Raw genomic sequence first — 20,421 nt, 5'->3', positions numbered from 1 at the left:
CCCTCCGCCTGTCGGTGTCCCGAGATAGCCGATGCAAATTGGCCACGCCCCGCAGTCGAGAGGACTGTGGGGCGTACGGGACTAAAGCCATCTGGAGTGCAGGCCCATTCTGTGCGCCGTCAGCCCCATACTCCCTGTGACTGGGAAAAACTCAACGGAGCGTCTTGCAAAAGCTCAATTTCTTCACGATAGGAATCACGCATCGCCAAGAGCTCCTCATATTCGTGTTGCAAAACTCGAAATCGATTAAGATTCTGCTCTAGGTTCAAATGGGCTATATCCAGGTCTGTTGCGAACCTACTTACTTCGCGGTTCTCGGTGCCCTCGGGACTCCCTGCACTTGCCGCCTTGGCCCGATGCAACAAGGTTCGCATATCTCGAACTCTTTGATCCGCGACTTCGCTTTCCGCAGCTGCGTTGCCGAGCCTCTCCCTCAGTGAGTCCAATTTCGCTTCTACACCAGCGAGACGCCGCACACGTTCAAGTATGTGGCGCTCGTGAGAGTTCCTCACCGACCGGGTTTCTTCAGAACCTCGTGCGTTGACCTGATCAATTGTATCTTGGCTGACACTGACATCCAAAACACGTGCCGCTCGCGACAGAAATACCGCCAACGGGAGCTGATAATAGGCAACTCCGGCAGTATTACGCATTTCACGCACTAGTTCAGGCCTGGGGCCAACCGGGAGCCCACATTGAACCCGAACCCAGTCCTCCTTCGTGTCAGTTGAGACAAAGAGGATACTTTCCTTACCTGATTTTGCTTTGTCCAGCATCTGCCGCCAAATGAAATAGTCGCCCACTCCTTCCACGTTTTTCTTCTGCACGTCTACGTAACCAGGGGGAATCTTCTCCTTCCCTCGGCGTAGAGCTTCCTCCTCAACCTCATCCCGAACTTCGTCTGAAAATTCATCACCAACCTTTCCATCGAAGAGTAGTGCCAACTCTTCTAGGATGGGGTCCCGGGACAACAGCTTCTCCGGCGTCAGATCAAAGTCGGTAATTTCTTTCTCCACGGCCCCCGTTATGTCCGAAATTGACGAATTGAGGGGTGTCAGGTATTCGTTAGACTTGCCATCGGCGAGAGAGTGTAGTTTGTAGAAATCACGCAATGCGGCCCGCAAAACCTCGGCAGCTTGGGAAACTGCCTCTGATTTCTTCTTTAGTGAGTTCACGTGAGAGGATACGCTTGAGAGCCTGTTCTCGTGGAACTCGTCGGCAACTTTCCGGGGAATCCAGATGCGAGACTCAATCTTCTTGAGAACTTGCAAGTACTCACGTCTCGCCGACGGCTTCATTCGGTAGAGATTTAGGACGGCATTGGTGTCCAGAATGACTACACTGGACTTAATTGCCTCGTCGACTTCCATTGTCGACTTCCGCAGAAACTCCTCATAGCCGGATGTGAAAGATCCGGAACGATAATTTGACATGACTGACCACCCCCTACTGAGCTGTGATGTCAGGTTATGCCGAATGGGGGACCTCTGCTAGCTAAATCCGTAAACTTCACCAGGGCCCGGACGCCAGATCCCGGCGGGGTAGGCAAGCCAACATCACCAAGGCACACCGAACACAGGTACCTGATCGCGTTTGGGATGGAGAGGCCGCGGTCTCAATTTTGGCATCACCGGCCGCTAGTCCAAGGTGATTCGCTGACGTCCACGGAAGTCCGGCAGATCTCTGAACAGGGGCGCGAGCCTCACGGTGGGGCGTCCATGGACGCCCCCAGACCAAGATTGGACAACTTGCAAACCGGCGACTGCTGCACTCTGAGTGGACGTTCTGTGAGCCTTCGGTCGGGGCTACGTTGGCGGGGATGTTGCCGGTCGGGGCATGGTGAATAGGCCGGGCTCGGGTTCGGTGAGGATGCCGCGGTTGACGAGCCGTTTGAGCTTGGCCCGGGCGCCTTCGACGTGGCGGTTCTCGGTGCCGGCGCCCAGGGCTTCGCAGACGTCCTTGGCCCGCAGGCCGTGCTCGTCGTCCTCGAACAGGGCGAGGATCTGCCGGTAGGCGGACGGCAGCGGCTCGGGGCCGCCGGGATCGCTGTCCTCGACGATCTCCAGGACGGTCTGGCGGGTGACGGCCAGCCGCTCCAACCGGTCTTCCACGGCGGTGAGTTGCTCGCCGAGCCGGGTGATCTGCTCCCGCAGGCGGTCGGCTTCTTCTCTCGCGGCGGCCTGTCGTGCCTCGATCCTGGCCAGCAGTTCACGCATGGGCTGCCTCGCTGATGAGGGATCTGGCCCCGGCCGGCGGAGGGTCATGCCAGGTCGGCGTGGTCGTGCCGGTGATCCGGCGAGCCATCACGTCGGTCATCGACCAGTAGATCATCGAGACCGCGCTGGCCGGCAGTGCTTCGTAGTCGCGGGCCAGGCGACGGTGGAGCATCAGGGTGCCAAAAGTCTGCTCGGCCACCCACCGCTTCGGTATGGGCGCGAACCCCTTCGCCTGCGGATCACGCGAGACCACCTCGACGTCGATGCCCAGCGACCGGCCGTGCTCGACGACAGCGTTCTTGAACCCGGCGTCCACCCAGCCCTTGGTCACCGACGGGTTTGCCGCGGCCACCTTGTCCAGCAGCGTGATTCCGATCGCGTTGTCGTGGACGCTCGCGGCGACCACGATCACGGCGATGAGCAGGCCGAGCACATCGGTGGCGATGCCCCGCTTGCGGCCCCGGCTCCTCTTGCCCGGATCCAGCCCGGTCGTCTCCTTGGGTGCATTGACCGAGGCGTGCACCGTCTGGGCATCCATCACGATCGCGGACGGGTCCTCGTGTCGGCCCCTCGACTCGCGGACCTGCCAGCGCAGCAGGTCATGGATGGCCTGGTCGGTGCCGTCATCGCGCCACTTGCCGAAGTAGTAGTACACCGCCGTGTACGGCGGGAAGTCGTGCGGCAAGTAGCGCCACTGGCAGCCGACCCGGGCCTGATACAGGATCGCGTTGACGATCTCCCGCATGTCGTAACGGCCCTCATGGCCGCTGACCGAGCGGTGCTGTCCCTTCCAGGACGTGATGACCGGCCGGATCAGTTGCCACGCCTCATCCGACAGATCACTCGGGTACGGCTGCCGCCCGCCCATACCCATCAGCAGACCGCGCACCCGGCCAACCGCAAGCCCTCAAACCGGACAACGACACCGACGACTCACAGAACGCCCACTGAGATGTTGGCTGGAGATGGCAGAGGATCACCCGGGGGCACCGGAGTCGATTTTGGTTGGCGGGCGGCCGTCATCCTCAGGAGCCTCGGATCGGATCCCGAGACAGCCTCTCCCGTACTTGCGTGGGTAGCACGCGATGCTCCCACAGGATGCGGGCGACGGTAGCGTGCAGCACTTCTCCGCCCACCCCCTTAGCTATGCCGCGCAGTTCCTTCCACGCCCGCACCGCGTCGTGCGCAATGTCCAGCACGAGCTTCGGCGCTGCCAGGTAGACCTGGGGGGCAGCGATCGGCACGGCGTCCGGGTCGACCACACTCCGTGGCGAGACGATAATCGAAATGCTCCCCTCGGGGGGAGCCTCAACTCCGCGGTCGGCCGCCAGGGATGCGAGCTGGGTGTTGGTCTGGCGCACGTAGTCCATGCTCAACATGCCCTCGGATTCCTGTTCGCTTTTGGCCTCCAGGGTCATCCAAAACGACTCCCAGACCCACGCGGCGTCGGCCCTGCCCTTGCTAGGCGGCTTAAAGGCCTCCGAGCCGAGGATCTGGCCGAGTGCCACGAGCCCCTGTTCGTACTTGGTGGCCTCCCGCTGGTTGAGGTGGGCCAGCATGTTGGCGGACTGATTCTCGAACTTCACGGGCGAGCTCAGGCGGCCCTTGAGTAGGGCGAGTACACCCTCGACGCCCTCCGCGTCGACTGGGTCGGAGTCGTAGTTAGCGCTCGGGAGTGGCTGCACCTCTTTGAGCCATGTGGTGCCGACTGCGGCGGTGTGCGCCTTGCGTAGCAGGTCAGAACTGCGCAAGGCAGCGGGGGAGGCGTCGTCAGTGGAGGCCAGCGCCGACCAGGCGCTGCCGAGGTAGGCCCAGAGAGCGCGGTACGGCCGCAGACCGGGTGCCTGCAGGTTCTCGAACACCTCAACCGCCGCCCGCGCTGCCGATTCCCAGTCCTGCTGCCAGGCGTAGGTCCAAGCACGCACCTCACGTAGGGTGCTTGCTGCTAGCTCGGCCACGTTCGGCTGCGGCTCGCGGCTGGCCTCCCGCCGGAGTTTGGCAAGTTCGGGCTCAGCATCCTCCTGCCAGATCTGGTCCTGTTCGAGTGCGCTCTCGGCGAGATAGACCAAGTCGTCACCGGGCTCCTGACTCTGCTCGAGCCCGAACGTGATCTCGGCTTGCAGCTCAACCGGGAGCGACTTCCGAACCTCCGCCCGGGACAAGAAGCGCAGGATGTCCTCGCCAACCACCACGACGACGGCCCAGTCCTTCGGGCCGCGGGTACACCGCCCTGCGCCCTGGAGCACGCGGGTGCGGATGCGCTCCTGGAGCACCTCCGAAGCACGCAGCTTCGTCTCGAGGAAGCGGTCCTGCAGGTGTGAGGCCGTGGGCAGGCCGGACATGAGCATCATGCGGCATGAGTCGGCGGCCAAGTCCATGCCGTCGTAGCGATTAGGCGCGAGCAGAGTGCCCCTGTCCGCGTCGATAAACGGCTGGATGCCGGTGTCGGCGTCCTTGGCGGTGAAGCGCTCTGATGCCGGGACACCCAGCAAATCAGCGATCTTGATAGCCGAGTTGTCATCAGGCGTCAATACCAAGCGCTTCCTGGCCAGGTCGAGCAAATCGCCCACCAAGCCTGCATCCGGCGCGACCTCGATGTCGTCGACATTGCCCGGAACCTCGGACGGAGGGGCCGCCAACTCGGGGAACACGAAGAAGCGGCGACCACTGCCAGCACGGTCCCACGCCGTCGGCACGGGCACTCGCTTGATGTCAGCCCGGCCGAAGGCGCGCTCCAGTTCGCCTGCGTCCCCAAGTGTCGCGGACAGGTAGAGCCGCTGGATCGGGTCGGTGTACGGCCCGTGCTCGAACGTCGGGGGGATCATTGGGCGGATGTAGAACCCACGCCGCGAGACGTAGAACAAGCATGAGGTGAGATTCTCTCGCAGCATTCTGAATCGGTACATAGGATCGCCGTTCAACCCCGCCAGGACGCGATCGATGTCCTCGGCGTGACGTGCGACGGCTCCAACAGGGATGAGTCGCACCTCGCTGGCGTCGGCGGCCGGCCCGTCCGGCGCGATCATCCGGGCGACGAAGGTCGGCTCGACGGAGTCGCCCAAAGCGTCGAAGAGCTGCTCGTACTGGCCTAGTTTGCGATTGACGTTCAGCGCCCAGGCCTCGGCGACGAACCCCTCGGCGGCGTGTGCGTCGTCGAACACCAGGGTCTGAGCGTCGCCGAGGTGCGAATTAAGGTTGAAGATGGCGCTGTACGCGGTGATGGCGATGGCGTCGCCACGCGTGTAGCGGGAGAGCTCCGCCTGGTCCCAGTCACGGTGGGAGCCGATCAGGAGGACGGCCGGGATGCCCTGGTCGTTCGCCTTCTGTAGCACCTGGCGGGTGAGCTGCTTAGTAGGGCAGGCGTAGATCACTCGTTGACCGAGTGTTCGGCGTCGCCATTCCGAGATGAGAAGGCCGACCAGCGTCTTACCTGAGCCGGTCGGCAGCTCAAGCGCTACGTCCGGGGTGGCACGGTGCTCAATGGCGTAAGTCCGCAGCTGGTCGGCCTGGTGCGACCACAGGGCGCCCACGCCGTTGGGCGTCCGGGGCAGCTCCCCGAATAGGGTTTCCGGGTCCGCCGCACCAGCCACAGCCGCGGTGCGCCGCCGGAATCGTGGGCGCTTGGCGTCGTCGATCGTCACATGCACAGTGTTCCTCATCTGGGCCCCAACCAGACCTAGACAAGGGGTTCCAAAGTGCGACTCCGGACAGGCAGGAGCTGTTCACCGACCACGCGCGGCCTGGCCGGCAGGGCCTAGCCAAGAGCCTCTGTATGTAGGCGGCGGGCCGTGGTTGCGAGTAGACGCCGAAGCTTGTCCCTGTTGGCCCCGTAAGTCTTGAGCGCATGGCAGTTTGGGCAAAGGGCGATCATGTTCCAAGGGAGATCAACCCCGCCCTTTCCCAGGTCATGCACATGGTCGACCTGCAAGATTGGTTCGCCCGCAGCAGTGCGCTCCTTGGGGTGGCCGGCGCACTGGGGACTCTCGCAGTTCCCTCCGCTACGTCGTATGACGGCTGCCCTGGCGCTTGGGTCACGGATGAAGCGGTCAACGAGCGAAGGTTTCTTGGACCGCCCTCGCCGTTTGGCGTTGGCTTCCGCGGCTTGCGCCAGCCGTTTGTAGGCGTCTTCGTCGGTCTCGGCGGTGTCGCGCTCCTCGGGATCCAAGTCGCCCGGACGGTAGGTAGCTGTGTCGTCGTGGAGCACGCCGGTGTCAGCCGCTAGCGCCTCCAGCACCTCCGGAGCCCAGCTCTCGCGCTCCGGAGAGGGTACGGAGGCCAGGATCCAGAGGAACTCGCGGCGCCACTGGCCGTCGGCTCCTAGGCCCCAACGCAACCGGCGTTGAACGATGACGGCCCAGGTTTCGAAGCTGAACTGCTTCTGAAATGGCTTGTGCCAGTAGCGCATGGGGCGGCCGGCGGACTGGTACTCCGCCATGAGTTCGTTGCCGTCAGTGATCTGTTGATCGCCCGTCAGGCCGTCTCCGACGTAGGCGATCCAGTCAGTGTCGGGGAGTCGTCCGTCGGCATAGGGTCCCTTCTCGTCCGAGAAGACACTCAGGATGCCGTCAGCGAGGCAACCGATGCCTGCCATTTTCTGGCCGCCGTAGGTGCGCCAGATGGCGTCCCGGTCTTTGAAGTTCTCCCCCAGGAGAGGGCGCAGGGCGTCGGCCCACCTGCCGGCGAGCAAGTCATGAAGGCCGAAGTCTTCCAACAAGCCTACGGGTAGCGGGTAGAAGTAGCGGAGGAGCAGTCCCGCTGCGGCTTCGGCAGCAGCTTCTGGATGTGAGCGCATCAGGTTGTAGTCGTCTTCGCGCAGCCCCCCTGACGGGTTAACGCGATTCAGAGACTCCAGAGTTGGGCGGCGGCCCCGGCTGGTCAGGGTGAGGTCCTCGACGCGGTCCACGGCCCATAGGTCATCGCTCACGAGCGCCCAAAACGGGTAGAGGACGCTGTCCATGCCGTCCTCAACCTGGGCGTACTTCTCCATGAGGGGTGCCACTGCATCGCGCGTGGTTGACCAGGACTGCATGCGGGGCGCGCCAGCTACGGCCTGCCCGATCGCCCACAGGAGGAGCGCGGGGCGGTGTACGGCTGTGCCGCCCGCGCGACGTGCCGGTCGCACGTCTCCTACTCGCCTGTGAAACGTCTTTGGCGGCTCCACGACAGTGAAGCCCTCTCGCTCCAACCAGGCCACCGCGTGCTTGTGGCCCCCGCTGAACTGGGAGGGTTTGAGGGCTTCCCCGAAGTCGTAGAGATGAGCAACGCCGGCGATGGCCTTGGAGTCGTACTCCCGCCCATCGTGAACGAGTAGATAGGAAGCAGCTGCACGGAAGCCGTAGGTAGCGAGGAACGTCTCCCGCCCGACCCGGTCGTGCTCTGCAATCGCTTGGAGAATCCCCGCGCGCGTGATCTCAGCAGGTGCCATGGGCCACACCGTAGATCAGGGCACTGACAGAGCCCCTGGGTGCGCCGGTGTGGCCCTCGGGGTGCGGTCGCGCCGTGGCGATATCGGTTCTCCAAGGTGTCTACCAGGTGCAGGCGTTGCCGCACGCGGAGCGACAAGTTCCGGAAAATAAAAAGTTATTGACGGTTCGTAGTGCACTATCGAAGCTGGTAGCGTCTTACTGGAACCAAGTAAGACGCTACGACCCAGGATAAGGAGTTACTCTCGTATGACCCTTACCGTCGACACCAGCCGTCTCAGCGGCGTGGTGCGCTCCTCGACCTACCTCGCCATGCGCTCGGTGCAGGGCGGCCGCGAGGTCTACAGCATCCGCGTGCCCCTCCACGACCTGATCGATGTCATGCCGATCCCCGACCCCGACTACGTCGACGCGGACAACCGGCGCGTCAACGTCCGCCACGCCAAGGAGTTCGGCCTCTACCTCAAGAACCCCTATTGGGTGGCCCCCGCTCTCCTCGCCCGCGACGCCGGCGGTTGCACCTACACCCCCCTCGACGGATCCGACGGAATGGTCGGCTATCTCACCATTCCGTGGACCAACAGCGGCATGTCCCTGATCCTCACGATCGACGGTCAGCACCGCATTCTCGGCATCTTCCTGGAGATCAAGCGGATCACATCCGAGATCCTCACCATCGACCGCGCGCTGGCCAAGAAGGGGCTCAAGGAGGACCGCATCGCCAAGCTCAACGCGGAGAAGGCGCAGCTCACTGGGGAACTCGAACGGCTCCGCACAGAGTCCATCGGTGTCGACATCTACCACGAGCCCGATGGCGTTGCGGCCCGTCAGATGTTCGTCGACGTTGCTGATAACGCGCGCGGCATCTCGGCTGCCGTCCGTTCTCGCTTCGACTCCTCGAAGGTCGCCAACCGCACGCTCGACCAGGTCATTAAGCACGCCCTGCTTCGTGGCCGTGTCGACATGGAGCAGGACCGGATGACCCGTGCCAACACCAACCTGATCGGTGCCAAGCACGTCGCCGACATCACCCGCGGCGTCATGTTCGGCATCTCCGGCCGCACCAGCAAGGCGAAGGAGTCCTCCTTCGAGGACCACGAGGTCGTCAACCGGGTCCTCGACTTCCTCGACTGCATCACCGAGGCATTCCCTGACCTCGCTGCGGTGGCCGACGGCAGCCTCAGCCCGCAGGACCTGCGGGACAAGTCACTCCTTGGGTCCGTCGGCATCCTCCGCGTCCTCGCCGCTGTCTACCGCAACCTGACCGAGAAGGGCGTGGACGGTCAGGCGGTCACGGACTTCTTCCGCTCCCTCAACCCTCATATGGCAGCGCCAGTGACGCAGGAATCCGTGTGGCGGCAGGACTCCAAGACTTCGGAGTCGTTCGAGGTCGGGGCCAATGCGCCGGTCATGCGGCAGCAGAACCTCACGTGGATCGCCGACGCCGTCACTAGCTGGTACAAGAAGTAGTCAGCTCACCCCATGGCGAAGGCCCCTCCCCGTTGACGTCGGGGAGGGGCCTTCGTCGTTCAACGGTAGACGACCGTACCCACGCTCACACGGAGCCCTTCGGATTCGAGATTGCTGCCGGGGCACCGCAGCCTTGACCTCCTACCAAGGTCCCGGATCAGTCGCGCACCGACGGCAACCGCATGACGGGCTCCTCGGGCCGTCGTGTGGCCGTGAGCCCTCAGACCGACGGAAAGACAGGTGCCGGGGATCGCCGGTAGGACCCAGGGCAAGAAGAAGGCTTTGACTACCCCATTGAGACTCCGCCGCCTAGGACACCACCTTAGGAGGCAGTTCGGAGACATTTTGATGCGCAAACCATAGCCGCTTAAGGCTCATAAGGAGCGACAAAATAAGATGAGAGAAAGTTGCCACTAAGATCCCAGTCCATATATCACCGATGGATTTCTTGGGATCATGCGTGGCAGCCACTGTAACCAGGAGCACAACGAGAAGTAGGCCAATCAATACGGCCCAGCTCAAATTTGCAAATAGTTCACGAACATCACGAATGATGACATGATCCGGATTGAGTCCCTCGTCTCGCCGCACGCGCAGGCTAAGTGTGAAAACGTTCGTCAATAGCCCAAAAAGCAGGCCGGTAAAAACCCCCACTCCTCCGATGAGCTTAGATACGTCAAGAATATGCAGGTGATCAAAGTGCCTTAGTGTCCCGCAAGTCATGCCCAGCAATAGCGGCATGGCGACAAAAACCACGACATCGCCGAATCGCCTCTTCCCATCGGCATCCACATAGGTTTGAAAGTTAGCCGCCGCGATGTCTCGTACATCCCACTTACCACTCACGGCGGCCCCCTCGTGCGACGTCGACTAGATCATCCAGGCACCCCGGTCCGCGCCCAGGTACTCAAGTGAAGCACCTACCTCTGACAACACCTCACGCCGGAACACATCGTCGCCAGGAGGGCCGTCGCGGGGCCCCTCAAGTGCGTAGTTGAAGCGTGGCCAGTCCCGATCGACGACGATGGTACGGGACCGTCCACCCCGTTCGATCTGGAGGCGCACCTCGTCTGCTTCCGGGAGCCCGCTCACCGAGAAGACAGAATCAGGGGGCAGTTTCTTCTCGATCGCACGCTTAATCCAGTCGCGAGGTAGCCGCAGACGCCGAGCGGCTTTGATGCGGTGCTCCTGAACCCGCGTCCCCACGCTGCGATCATCGCCATCGCGCTCTCGGGTGATGTATGTGATCTCCTGCAGGCTGGATTCCTCAATGAACTTTGTCCAGGCATTCGTGTCCTGGAAATAGTTGATATCGACCGAGAGCCTTTCGGAGTCGTATCGTTCCTTGAACCAGTCACGAAACATGGGACTGAGTGAACCGATTGCACTCGTGTGTCCGATGACCTCCGTCGCCCACAGGGCGAAGTCTCCCACCGTTGGAACGAATAGTGCCTGCCTCAGCGGGTAGGCCGCCGCATCATCGTCCTGTATTTCATATGCGTCATCCCCGGTCTCGGTGTCGACAACCTTACCGCGAGTGCCATACCTGCCGGACTCAACAGTGAACCAGAGTGTTCGCCCAGATTCCTCTAGCGAGTGCAGTCGCGCGTAGCGCTCAGACTTCTCAACGGTCGCACCCTTTGTGCCTACACCATCCACCAGGAATTTTGTATAGACCTCGAAGAGATCATCTTTTCGGGGATTGAAGCAATACACCTGGCGATACGACTTCGGCTCCTGGATCTTACGCATCCGAATCTCGTACAGCGCGAACTGATGCCTCGGCATATGCCACCTCCATGTGATGTGCAGATAGTAGACCCGACAGGCAACGCTGTGTGACCCCTTCGACCGAAATCCGTAGTCGTAAGGTTGATTGCTGACGCGCCGACGCCGCGATCGTCACGGGCCAGTCGGCATCAGAGTGTTTTCCTGGGAGCCGCTGAACCGTAGGTCGCCACCCGCGGTTTCAGGCTTGTTGTCACGGACGGCAAACGCGTCGGCGGCGCCGGGGATGGTGGCGACCTCCATACAGGTGCTGGCTAGAGCTGCTTGGGGTTCGTGACACTGAACGCACTCTGTGACCGTCTCAACACGTGCCCGGTGCCTCTCGCGCCCCAAATCGAACACATGATTGAATTTTGGCCATGGCGCACACGACGTTCCCGCTCGACTTGATCCAGGCCCAACGCGACTGGAACCGCACCTATGCGGCGCTTGAGCGTCGACCGCTCCACACGGCCGCGCTGTGTCGTCGGTTGCAGCAGCTCTCCGCCCGGCTTACCTCCCACCCGTTCTGGGAGACGAGAGCCGGCCGGTCGCCCGCGGCGAGGGTCGAACTGCGCCGACAGGTCCGGGAGCTGGAGGAGGCGGAGGGCCGCCTCACGGAACAGCAGGAACGCATCCTGCAGTGCATCAGGGACTGGGTAGCCGACCGCGGAGAGACTCCCTCGATGCGGGAGATCTGCCGAAGCGTGGGACTCGCGAACACGGGGTCAGTCGCGTACCAACTGGACAGGATGGAAGAGCTCGGCGTCATCGACCGGGGCCCCAGCCGCGGCACGGGGAGGGGAATTGCCCTGCGCTGGTAACCGTTGCGCTCGCCTCGCCATCGTCAACGCACGGTGGTGGCCGCACAGAGTAGGCATGCGGGACGCTGCCTACTTGGATGGCATCGACGTGTCTCCGCCGGGTAAGCGGGTCTGGCAGGGTGCCGTGGGCCATGTGTGGGCCAACAGGCTGGAAGATCGAACCAGTTAACGCATAGGCGCAGGTCACGGTTGGGTTCGGTCGTTACGTCGCGACGCTCTTGAAAGCCGTTCCCGTCGTGCTTCGGTGCCTGCCCCTGGAGTGCACAGGCAGGCACCGAAGCAGGTGTGTCGCTTGAGCTTCGCCTCATGGAGGCGGCGCGCAGTAACTGCGAGGAGGCGTCGAAGCTTCTCCCTGTTCTCGCCGTAGGTCTTGAGGGCGTGGCAATTTGGGCGCAGAGCGATCATGTTCCAGGGGACGTCAGGTCCGCCTTTGGCCAGGGCTTTCGCACCTGTTTCGACAGCGTTTGATGACTGCCGCTCTCACGCTGGGGTCACGCAGGTACTTGTCGACCAGCGTGGGCTTCTTCATCTGGCCCCGACGCTCGGCCTTCGCTTCTGCCCTCTGCGCCAAGCGCCTGTACGCGTCCTTGTCGCTCTCTCCGGTGCCGGGCGCTTCTGGATCGACGTCGCTGGCGCGGTAGTCGCCCGTTTCGTCGTGCAGCTCGCCCGTATCAATCTCCAGTGCCTCAAGAACCTCGCAAGAGGCCAGGTCCCACGCTCCGGGGAGGGGACAGACGCCAGGACCCAGAGGAACTCGCGGCGAGGCTGCTTGTCAGCTCCAATGCCCCAGTGAAGCTGGCGTTGCACGATCACAGCCCAAGTTTCGAAGCTGAACTGTCCCTGGAACGGTTTGTGTTCAGTAGCGCAGCGGGCGGCCAGCGCTTTGATGCTCGGCCATGAGCTCGTTGCCATCAGTCAGCTTCTGGTCGCCCGAGAGACCATCACCAACGTAGGCGATCCAGTCTGTATCCGGGATGCGTCCGTCGGCGTACGGTCCCTTGTCGTCCGAGAAGACGCTCAGGATGCCGTCGGCGAGGCAGCCGATCCCTGCCATCTTCTGTCCGCCGTAGGTGCCCCCGATGGCCTCGCGGTCGTTGAACGTTTCCCCGAGCAGAGGCCGCAGAGCATCTGTCCACCTGCCGGCGAGCAGCTCGTGGAGGCCGAAGTCTTCCGACAAGCCTGCCGGAAGCGGATGGAAGTAGCGGAGTATCAGTCGGCCGCCGCTGAGGCTGCGGCATCAGGGTGCGAGCGGAGCAGGTTGTAATCGTCCTCGCGCAGGCCGCCAGAAGGATGGACCGCGTTCTAGAGATTCCGGAGTGGGGCGCCGCCCTCGGCTGGTCAGAGTGAGCCCCTGTCCCTGCTCAATGGTCCAGAGCTCATCACGGGTGAGAGCCCAGAACGGGGAACGGGTTCCATCCGAACCGTCTTCCACCTGGCCGTACGTCACCATGAGCGGCGCGACGGCATCACGGGTGGCCGACCATGACTGCATGCGGGGGCTCCGGCCACGGTCTGCCCGATTGCCCAGAGGAGAAGAAGGGGCGGCGCAGGGCAGGGCCCGTCGCACGACGGGCTGGCCGGACATCTCCCACTCGCCGGTGGAAGGACTTGGGGGCTCTACGACGGTGAAGCCCTCCCGCCTCAACCAAGCCACTGCGTGCTTAAGGCCACCATTGAGCCCTGGGGAAGAAGGCTTGAGCGCTACGCCGAAGTCGTACTGGGCAGAGACCGCCGACGATGACGAGCTCGCCCGAAAGGACCCACGGCTCAGCCCCTCCGCCTCCTGCTGCGCATCCCTCTGAAGGCCCAGCGTGGGCTACTTGCAGGCGGTCTCCCCGTGCACAACGCGTGCACACTTCCGCGGGAACTCCCGGGAAGTCCCAGGTAGAAGAGGGAAGTCCGCCCGTACGGACAGGGGCCCCGACCAGGCCATACGGCCAGGCCAGAGCCCTGATGGCAGACGAGTCGGGCTATACGCCGGGTTCTGTCACCCGGCCGCCTCGCGGCGGCCGGGGAGACGGCCATCCATCTAGGGCCGGCGTTGCCGCCGGCCTCGTGCGGTCTACCCGCGGACTCGGGCGGGCAGCCCTCGAACGTCCGCGCAGAAACACCGGGGTGTTTCCTTTTGACCTTGCTCCGGGTGGGGTTTACCTAGCCGTCTGAGTCGCCTCAGGCGCTGGTGGTCTCTTACACCACCGTTTCACCCTTACCGAGGACCGAAGTCCCTGGCGGTCTGTTTTCTGTGGCACTGTCCCGCGGGTCACCCCGGGTGGCCGTTAGCCATCACCCTGCCCTGTGGAGCCCGGACGTTCCTCGAGGAGGTCCACTAGAACCTCCACGCGGCCGTCCGCCCGGCTCGTCTGCCGTGTCGACCATGGTAGCGGGCGTGTGGCTCGTCTTGAGCCCGAGGCCGCCGTGGCCAGGAAGGAGCCCGCCAGGATCAGAGTGAAGGACACCGCGACGGCTGTGGTCAGGGACTCGTCCAGGAAGGTCACGCCTGCTATCACCGCGACCGCCGGGTTGACGTACGTGAAGACGACCGCCCTCGTCGCGCCGGCCTCGCGGATCAGTTCCAGGAAGACGACGAAGGCGAGGGCCGTGCAGATGACTCCCAGGCCCGCGAGGGAGGCCAGGACCGAGGGCGAGGGGACCTCAGAAGGCCAGGTCAGCGCTGCCGCGGGGGCGTATACCAGGGCCGCGAGCAGCAGGCACGGGGCTATCAGCTGGAGCGTGGGGACCGGCTTCAGGTAGTGGGCGACGATCAGGGGTGCGGTCGCGTAGCCGAGGACCGTGATCAGCATCTCCGCGAGGGAGCGGGCGTCGCCGCCGGTGAGGTGCGGGACGGTCAGGACCGCTACGCCGGACAGGCCCAGGCCTAGGCCGGTGATTCGGCGGATGCCGAGGCGTTCGGTGTCGCCGAAGAAGCGGGCGAGGACGACTCCGACGATCGGTACGCCCGCGATCAGCAGGCCGGCCGTGGAGCTGGAGAGGTGGCGTTCCGCGTCCGTCAGCGTCCACCAGGGGCCGATGATCTCGATGACGGCGAAGGCCAGCATCGGGCGCCAGTGCGTCCGTACGACGCGGACCAGGCCCCCTTGCCGTACGGCGAAGGGGAGCAGGAGCGCGGCGCCCAGCGCACAGCGTGTGAAGACGACCATGGACGGGGAGACCCCGTCCACCGCCACTTTGATCATCAGGTAGGGGATGCCCCAGAGGACTCCCATCAGGGAGAAGAGAAGCCAGCCGCGTGCAGTCATGCGGGCAGTCTCGGGGCGGGGCGACGGGCGTGTCTTGAACGCTGTTGCGCCGGCCCATCCGGTGCTGGGGTCGCGAAGAGCTACGCCGCCGGGAACACGCTCATGCGGTACGCCGCCGGAGTCACACCCAGCACCCGCCGGAACCAGCGTGTCAGGTGCGCCTGGTCCGCGAAGCCCACCAGGCCCGCCACCTCTGCGGGGCGCCGCCCGGCCTCCAGGAGACCGCGGGCCTGCGTCACCCGGTGCTGGGCGAGCCAGGCGTACGGCGGCATCCCCATCGTCGTACGGAAGGCGCGCAGGAGTTGGTAGCGGGAGAGGCCTAGGTCGGCGGCGAGCGCGGCGAGGGAGGGAGGGCTTTGCAGTTCGTCGGCGAGGCGGTCGCGTACCGCGTGGGCGATGTGGCCGGCGCCCGGGATCGTGTCGCACACCGGGCGGGCCGTGGAGTGGCGGCGGGCGAGGGCGGTGAGCAGCCATGGGAGGCGGGACTCGGCCTCCAACGGGTCGGGGCAGGCGCTGAGTTCGGTGTGCGCGGTGCGCAGGGCGGCGGCCAGTTCGGGGTCGTCGAGGAGCGGTTCGCGGAAGTGCGGGAATGTCAGGGTGCCCTCGGTGAGGAGGGAGGGGGCCGGGTACATGGCGCGGTACGCATAGCCCTCGCACTCGGCGGGCCCGCCGGTGTGCGCCTCGCCGGGGGCGAGTACGACGATCGATCCCGGGCCGGTGCGGATCCGGCCGCCGCGGTAGTCGATGAGCTCGGCGCCGCGGACGCAGACGCCGACGGTGAACTCCGCGTGGGCATGCGGGGCGTAACGGTGCCGGTCGAAGCGGGCGGTCAGCAGATCGAGCGGGCCCCCGTCCCGCCCGAGGGTGGCCCGGGTCCACAGGGCCTGCTCACGTCCGCTCACCCCGTGCCCCTCCGCAACCTCGGCTCACTCTCAGGGGTGCAACGCCTGAGCGCCCCGCTTCCATGCCGCGAGCGGGTTACGCGCTCAGAGCGTCGCTTGACCCTGCCGCAACGTCAACGTTTCTACTGGGGTCATGCGGATCGGAGAACTCGCCACGGCCGTCGGTGTCACGACGCGGACCGTGCGGCACTATCACCACCTCGGGCTGTTGCCCGAGCCCGAGCGGCGGCCCAATGGGTACCGCGAATACGGGCTGCGGCACGCCGTCGTCCTCGCGCGGATCCGGCGGCTGACCGAGCTGGGGCTCGGGCTCGCCGAGGTACGGGACGTGCTCGCGGACGACGCGGGGCGTGAGCTCGCCGAGGTGCTCGCGGAGCTGGACGAGGATCTGGCGCGGCAGGAGGAGGCGATCCGGGAGCGGCGGGAGCGGTTGCGGGCGCTCATGCGCGAGGGGGTGCCGCCGGAAGGGCCCGTCTCGCCCGAACTGACCGCGCTGTTCGGCGAGATGGCGCACGGCACGGGGCACGGACCCGAGTCCGCCATGGCGGCGAAGGACCGCGAGATGCTCGCGCTCATCGATACGACGGCCGACCCGGAGGACCGGGACCGGCTGCTGGCAGCGCTGCGCGCGGCATTCGCGGCGCCGGGTGCGGTGGAGCGTGCGCACAAGGCGTACGCGCTGCTCGACGAGCTGGCGGACGCGGATCCCGGCGACCCGCGCGTGGACGAGGCCGCACGGGCTCTCGCCGACAGCATGCCGGAGGCCCTGCTGCCCAGCGGCGACGTGGACCAGGACAACAGCTTCCTGCGTGCCTTCTTCGCCGACTTCCCGCCGGCCCAGGCGGAGGCGATCCGCCGCACGATGCGGATGGTCGCGGAGCGACAGCGTACGGAAGGGAGTTCACCATGAGGGCCGTGTACGGACTGCTACGGCTGCTACGGCTGCTCATTGCCCACGAGCTGCGGCTGATCGTGAGTCTCTGGCGGTGGGTGGCCCGGCGGCCGCCCCACGGGGTGGGCGAGGGGCGCGGGTTCGGTCATGCGCGTGGGCAGGCCGCGATGATGTTCGGGTTCGCGTTCGTCTGCGTCGTTGAGAGTGTCGGGATGTCCGTGCTGCTGCGCGACTATCCCGTCACGCACCAGGTCGTCCTCGTCCTCGACGTCTACACGGTGGTCTTCGTGATCGGCCTCTACGCGGCCGGCGTCACCCGGCCCCACGTGCTGGACTCCACCGCCCTGCGGGTGCGCAACGGCGCCCATGTCGACCTACGGATACCGCTGGAGGACATCACCTCCGTACGCCGCGAGATGCGCTTCACCCACGAGCGGGCGGACGGCGAACTGAACCTCCCCGTGAGCGCGCAGACCGAGGTCACTCTCGAACTCGCCACCCCCGTACGGCACTTCACCTTCATGGGCCGGGAGCAGACCGTACATCTAGTACGTCTCCACGCGGACGACCCCGACGAACTGGTCCGGAGCCTCACGCGGGCGCGAACCGCACTTTCGCCGCTCCCGGATCAGCCTGCGTGAGCCGCACCCGCAGCCGCTCCCCCAGCGGCAGCGGCGCGGGCCCGCCCACCAGCCGGGCGAACACCGCCGGAGACTCCAACTGCACGGTCCCGACGGTGGGTTCACGCTCCTGTACGTCCACCACGCAGCCGTCGAAAACCTCGCCGACCCGGTCCTTGAGCAGCGCGGCCTCCACGATGTCGACGCACTCGCGCTCGACGGTGCCCTGACGCCGGGTGCCGTCGGCCATCTCCTTGGGGAGTTCGGCGAGGGCGGCCAACACCCAGTCGGGGGGCGACTGTTCGGCGACGGCGGCGAGGCAGATCTCGGAGGCGTAGCGGTCGGCGAGGCGGCGCAGTGGTGCCGTGCAGTGGGCGTAGGGCGCGGCGACGGCGGCGTGCGAGGTGACCTCGGGGAGGACGCCGTCCTGGAACACCGTGTAGCCCGCGCCGCGCAGCAGCGTCGTGCATTCCTGGAGGAAGGCCGCGTGGTGCGGCCGGTGCGGGTCGAGGGAGCGGATGAGTCGCGCATACGAGACGTGGTGCGGCCATTCGATGTGCAGGGCCTTGGCGGTGCGGCGGAGCCGGCCGACCGCGCCGTCGGGTGCGGCGGGGAGGGTGCGCAGGACGCCGGTGCCGTGGGCGAGCATGAGATCGGCCGCGGCCATCCCGGTGAGCAGGGAGATCTGCGCGTTCCAACCGTCGGCGGGGAGCGGGGCGCGGTAGGCGAGTTCGTACGTCCCGTCCTTCTCGACGATCTCCTGCTCGGGCACGTTGAGCGAGATGCCGCCGCGCTCCACCTCGAGGCCCTCGCGCAGCAGCCCGACGACCTTCAGCAGCGCGAGCGGCTCCTCCGCCGTCCCGTCGTCGATCCGCCGCTGTACGTGCGCGTAGTCGAGCTTGGCGCGGCTGCGTACGAGGGCACGGTGCACGTCGACGGTCTCCGTACGGCCGTCCGCGTCGAGGTCGATGGTCCACAGCACGGCCGGGCAGGTCTGGTCCGGGAGCAGGCTGGCGGCGCCCTCGGAGAGCCGGGCCGGGTGCAGCGGGACCTTCTCGTCCGGGAAGTACAGGGTCGTCACACGGCGGTGGGCCTCGGCGTCCAGGGCGCCGCCGGGTGCGACGAATGCGGCGACGTCGGCGATCGCGTACCGGACACGGAAGCCTCGCTCGCGGCGTGAGAGGTGCATCGCCTGGTCGAGGTCGTTGGAGGTCGGCGGGTCGATGGTGAAGAAAGGGATGTCCGTCGCGTCGCGGGCGGGCAGGCGGGGTGGCCGCGCGGCTTCCTCGAGCACTTCGGGCGGGAAGCTCTCGGGCACGTCGAGCTCGGTACGCAGTGCGCGCAGGGCGGCCCGCAGGGGGGCCTCGGCTGCGCCGGTGACACGGATGCGACGGCGAGGCATGGGTCGAGCGTAGGCCGCGCCGCATCGGGCGGCACGCCGACGCCGCACAAGGCGGCACTCCGAACGCTTTCAGACACCCCTTAGGCTGGCCCGGGCCAATTCCACCGTAGGGAGATACCACCGTGCTCGTGCTGCTGCCGCCCTCCGAAGGCAAGGCGCCCTCCGGCCGGGGAACCGCGCTGAAGCTGGAGTCGCTGTCGCTGCCGGGGCTCACCGAGGCGCGTCAGGCGGTCCTCGACGAGCTGGTCGAGCTGTGCGTCGGAGACGAGGAGAAGGCCCGCGAGGTGCTCGGGCTGAGCGAGGGCCTGCGCGGCGAGATCGCCAAGAACACGGAGTTGCGGACGGCGGGCGCGCGCCCGGCCGGGGAGATCTACACGGGGGTCCTGTACGACGCCCTGGACCTCGCCTCGCTCGACCCTGCGGCCAAGCGCCGCGCGGGCCGCTCCCTCCTCGTCTTCTCGGGTCTGTGGGGCGCGGTCCGGGTGACCGACAGGATCCCGTCGTACCGCTGCTCGATGGGTGTGAAGCTGCCCGCGCTGGGGGCGCTGGGCGCGTACTGGCGTACGCCGATGGCCGCCGCGCTCCCCGAGGCGGCCGGCGACGGACTCGTCCTCGATCTGCGGTCCTCCGCGTACACGGCCGCCTGGAAGCCGAAGGGCGAGGTCGCCGAGCGGACCGCGACCGTCCGGGTGCTCCACTCGCAGATCGTGAACGGCGTCGAGAAGCGGTCGGTCGTCAGCCACTTCAACAAGGCGACCAAGGGGAAGATCGTGCGCAGCCTGCTCACGGCGGGGGCGGCGCCGAAGACTCCGGCGAAGCTGGTGGAGGCCTTGCGGGATCTCGGGTACGCGGTGGAGGTGGCGGCGCCCGGGAAGGCGGGCAGGCCTTGGGCGCTGGACGTGGTGGTTACGGAGATCCACTGAGGCCTCATTAACTCCATTGCAGCATGTGCAATGACCATTGCGCATGCTGCACACCCCGGGCAGGATGAGCGGCATGACTTCGCCGCTGCCCTCATCTCCGCATGCCTCCGTGCTGGACCTCGCTCCGGTCGTCCCCGTCGTCGTGATCACGGACGCCGCCGACGCCGTGCCGCTCGCGCGGGCGCTGGTCGCGGGCGGGCTGCGTGCGATCGAGGTGACGCTGCGGACACCGGCGGCGCTCGACGCGATCCGGGCGGTCGCGGCGGAGGTGCCGGACGCGGTGGTGGGTGCCGGGACGGTTCTCTCGCCGGCTCAGGTGGATCAGTGCGTGTCCGCGGGGGCGCGCTTTCTGGTCAGCCCGGGCTGGACGGACGTACTGCTTGCCGCAATGGAGGGGTCCGGGGTGCCGTTCCTGCCGGGGGTGTCCACGACGTCCGAGGTCGTGGCGCTGCTGGAGCGGGGGGTGCGCGAGATGAAGTTCTTCCCGGCGGAGGCGGCGGGCGGTACGGCGTATCTGAAGTCGCTGGCGGGGCCGCTGCCGCAGGCTCGGTTCTGTCCTACGGGCGGTATCGGGCCGGTCTCCGCGCGGGAGTATCTGGCGCTGCCCAACGTCGGGTGTGTGGGCGGGAGTTGGATGCTTCCCGAGGACGCGGTCGCTGCGCGGGACTGGGGGCGGATCGAGTCGCTGGCGCGGGAGGCTGCCGCCTTGCGCCGGTAACGGCAAC

Annotated in this window: 17 protein-coding genes, 1 other RNA gene and 2 pseudogenes; 7 read left to right on the top strand and 13 right to left on the bottom strand. The window is 65.9% G+C overall.

Going from position 1 to position 20,421, the window contains the following annotated elements; all coding sequences use genetic code 11:
• Nucleotides 1-119: 119 nt before the first annotated feature.
• The 5 genes from OG246_RS19170 to OG246_RS19150 all read right to left on the bottom strand — a co-directional run bounded on the left by OG246_RS19170 (nt 120) and on the right by OG246_RS19150 (nt 7,641).
• Complete coding sequence (locus OG246_RS19170; RefSeq protein WP_266463699.1) at nt 120-1,433, bottom strand: PIN-like domain-containing protein; 1,314 nt, start codon at nt 1,431-1,433, stop codon at nt 120-122.
• A 372-nt stretch (nt 1,434-1,805) separates the two neighbouring features.
• Nucleotides 1,806-2,216 carry a hypothetical protein gene (locus tag OG246_RS19165; protein WP_266463696.1) on the bottom strand — a complete coding sequence of 137 codons (411 nt, stop codon included), beginning with the start codon at nt 2,214-2,216 and terminating at the stop codon, nt 1,806-1,808.
• A complete protein-coding gene (locus OG246_RS19160) occupies nt 2,209-3,084 on the bottom strand; it encodes an IS5 family transposase (RefSeq protein ID WP_266464370.1) in 876 nt (291 codons plus the stop codon). Before OG246_RS19160 ends, OG246_RS19165 begins: the two co-directional genes overlap by 8 nt.
• Nucleotides 3,085-3,241: 157 nt before the next feature.
• Entirely contained in the window at nt 3,242-5,857 is a 2,616-nt protein-coding gene (locus tag OG246_RS19155; RefSeq protein WP_266463694.1) for a DEAD/DEAH box helicase, read from the bottom strand.
• Nucleotides 5,858-5,970: 113 nt separating this feature from the next.
• Entirely contained in the window at nt 5,971-7,641 is a 1,671-nt protein-coding gene (locus OG246_RS19150; protein WP_266463691.1) for an HNH endonuclease signature motif containing protein, read from the bottom strand.
• A gap of 247 nt (nt 7,642-7,888) precedes the next feature.
• Between OG246_RS19150 and OG246_RS19145 the strand changes: the two genes are divergently transcribed.
• Entirely contained in the window at nt 7,889-9,109 is a 1,221-nt protein-coding gene (locus OG246_RS19145; RefSeq protein WP_266463689.1) for a DNA sulfur modification protein DndB, read from the top strand.
• A 309-nt stretch (nt 9,110-9,418) separates the two neighbouring features.
• Here OG246_RS19145 and OG246_RS19140 read toward each other — a convergent pair whose 3' ends face one another.
• The gene (locus OG246_RS19140; protein WP_266463686.1) at nt 9,419-9,955 is read right to left on the bottom strand and encodes a hypothetical protein; all 537 of its coding nucleotides are present in this window, start codon (nt 9,953-9,955) and stop codon (nt 9,419-9,421) included.
• Nucleotides 9,956-9,979: 24 nt separating this feature from the next.
• A complete protein-coding gene (locus OG246_RS19135) occupies nt 9,980-10,897 on the bottom strand; it encodes a hypothetical protein (protein WP_266463682.1) in 918 nt (305 codons plus the stop codon).
• A 359-nt stretch (nt 10,898-11,256) separates the two neighbouring features.
• Here OG246_RS19135 and OG246_RS42800 point away from each other — a divergent pair, with 359 nt between their 5' ends.
• Complete coding sequence (locus tag OG246_RS42800) at nt 11,257-11,700, top strand: hypothetical protein (protein ID WP_323178305.1); 444 nt, start codon at nt 11,257-11,259, stop codon at nt 11,698-11,700.
• Nucleotides 11,701-12,556: 856 nt separating this feature from the next.
• Here the strand turns inward: OG246_RS42800 and OG246_RS42795 are convergent.
• From OG246_RS42795 to OG246_RS42900, 3 genes and pseudogenes are all read right to left on the bottom strand, one after another.
• Nucleotides 12,557-12,877, bottom strand: a complete 321-nt coding sequence (locus OG246_RS42795; protein ID WP_323178304.1) for a hypothetical protein — start codon at nt 12,875-12,877, stop codon at nt 12,557-12,559.
• A 780-nt stretch (nt 12,878-13,657) separates the two neighbouring features.
• Nucleotides 13,658-14,059, bottom strand: an RNA gene (rnpB, locus tag OG246_RS19115) — RNase P RNA component class A.
• Between the two features lie 118 nt (nt 14,060-14,177).
• A pseudogene (locus tag OG246_RS42900) lies at nt 14,178-14,501 on the bottom strand (EamA family transporter); the annotation flags it as partial.
• On the opposite strand from OG246_RS42900, the gene OG246_RS19105 reads away from it, so the two are divergent.
• Nucleotides 14,451-14,579: a hypothetical protein gene (locus OG246_RS19105; protein WP_266463675.1), complete on the top strand. Its 129-nt coding sequence runs from the start codon at nt 14,451-14,453 to the stop codon at nt 14,577-14,579. The pseudogene OG246_RS42900 and the gene OG246_RS19105 sit on opposite strands and share 51 nt — an antisense overlap.
• A 24-nt stretch (nt 14,580-14,603) precedes the next feature.
• Here OG246_RS19105 and OG246_RS42895 read toward each other — a convergent pair.
• A pseudogene (locus OG246_RS42895) lies at nt 14,604-14,894 on the bottom strand (EamA family transporter); the annotation flags it as partial.
• Nucleotides 14,895-15,037: 143 nt separating this feature from the next.
• Nucleotides 15,038-15,859 (bottom strand): AraC family transcriptional regulator, encoded by an 822-nt coding sequence (locus OG246_RS19095; protein ID WP_266463669.1) that lies wholly within the window; start codon nt 15,857-15,859, stop codon nt 15,038-15,040.
• Between the two features lie 133 nt (nt 15,860-15,992).
• Here OG246_RS19095 and OG246_RS19090 point away from each other — a divergent pair, with 133 nt between their 5' ends.
• Both OG246_RS19090 and OG246_RS19085 read left to right on the top strand, forming a co-directional pair.
• Nucleotides 15,993-16,769 carry a MerR family transcriptional regulator gene (locus OG246_RS19090; RefSeq protein ID WP_266463666.1) on the top strand — a complete coding sequence of 259 codons (777 nt, stop codon included), beginning with the start codon at nt 15,993-15,995 and terminating at the stop codon, nt 16,767-16,769.
• Nucleotides 16,766-17,392, top strand: a complete 627-nt coding sequence (locus OG246_RS19085; RefSeq protein ID WP_266463663.1) for a hypothetical protein — start codon at nt 16,766-16,768, stop codon at nt 17,390-17,392. The genes OG246_RS19090 and OG246_RS19085 overlap by 4 nt, the downstream gene beginning before the upstream one ends.
• On the opposite strand, the gene OG246_RS19080 is transcribed toward OG246_RS19085, so the two are convergent.
• A complete protein-coding gene (locus tag OG246_RS19080; RefSeq protein WP_266463660.1) occupies nt 17,343-18,773 on the bottom strand; it encodes an RNB domain-containing ribonuclease in 1,431 nt (476 codons plus the stop codon). The genes OG246_RS19085 and OG246_RS19080 overlap by 50 nt on opposite strands.
• Before the next feature lie 122 nt (nt 18,774-18,895).
• On the opposite strand from OG246_RS19080, the gene yaaA reads away from it, so the two are divergent.
• Both yaaA and OG246_RS19070 read left to right on the top strand, forming a co-directional pair.
• Entirely contained in the window at nt 18,896-19,696 is an 801-nt protein-coding gene (gene yaaA / locus OG246_RS19075) for a peroxide stress protein YaaA (protein ID WP_266463657.1), read from the top strand.
• Between the two features lie 73 nt (nt 19,697-19,769).
• The gene (locus OG246_RS19070; protein WP_266463654.1) at nt 19,770-20,414 is read left to right on the top strand and encodes a bifunctional 4-hydroxy-2-oxoglutarate aldolase/2-dehydro-3-deoxy-phosphogluconate aldolase; all 645 of its coding nucleotides are present in this window, start codon (nt 19,770-19,772) and stop codon (nt 20,412-20,414) included.
• Nucleotides 20,415-20,421: the final 7 nt, after the last annotated feature.

Source organism: Streptomyces sp. NBC_00620 (assembly GCF_026341825.1).
In the GTDB taxonomy this organism is placed as follows: Bacteria; Actinomycetota; Actinomycetes; order Streptomycetales; family Streptomycetaceae; genus Streptomyces.
Note: the sequence above shows the minus strand (reverse complement) of the source record. Positions and strands in the feature narration are given on the sequence as shown.

Coding starts and splice junctions, on each gene's coding strand:
- OG246_RS19090 (WP_266463666.1), top strand. CDS start 15,993: ATGCGGATCGGAGAACTCGCCACGGCCGTCGGTGTCACGACGCGGACC.
- OG246_RS42800 (WP_323178305.1), top strand. CDS start 11,257: ATGGCGCACACGACGTTCCCGCTCGACTTGATCCAGGCCCAACGCGAC.
- OG246_RS19150 (WP_266463691.1), bottom strand. CDS start 7,641: ATGGCACCTGCTGAGATCACGCGCGCGGGGATTCTCCAAGCGATTGCA.
- OG246_RS19145 (WP_266463689.1), top strand. CDS start 7,889: ATGACCCTTACCGTCGACACCAGCCGTCTCAGCGGCGTGGTGCGCTCC.
- OG246_RS19160 (WP_266464370.1), bottom strand. CDS start 3,084: ATGGGCGGGCGGCAGCCGTACCCGAGTGATCTGTCGGATGAGGCGTGG.
- OG246_RS19080 (WP_266463660.1), bottom strand. CDS start 18,773: ATGCCTCGCCGTCGCATCCGTGTCACCGGCGCAGCCGAGGCCCCCCTG.
- OG246_RS19165 (WP_266463696.1), bottom strand. CDS start 2,216: ATGCGTGAACTGCTGGCCAGGATCGAGGCACGACAGGCCGCCGCGAGA.
- OG246_RS19085 (WP_266463663.1), top strand. CDS start 16,766: ATGAGGGCCGTGTACGGACTGCTACGGCTGCTACGGCTGCTCATTGCC.
- OG246_RS19170 (WP_266463699.1), bottom strand. CDS start 1,433: ATGTCAAATTATCGTTCCGGATCTTTCACATCCGGCTATGAGGAGTTT.
- OG246_RS19135 (WP_266463682.1), bottom strand. CDS start 10,897: ATGCCGAGGCATCAGTTCGCGCTGTACGAGATTCGGATGCGTAAGATC.
- OG246_RS19070 (WP_266463654.1), top strand. CDS start 19,770: ATGACTTCGCCGCTGCCCTCATCTCCGCATGCCTCCGTGCTGGACCTC.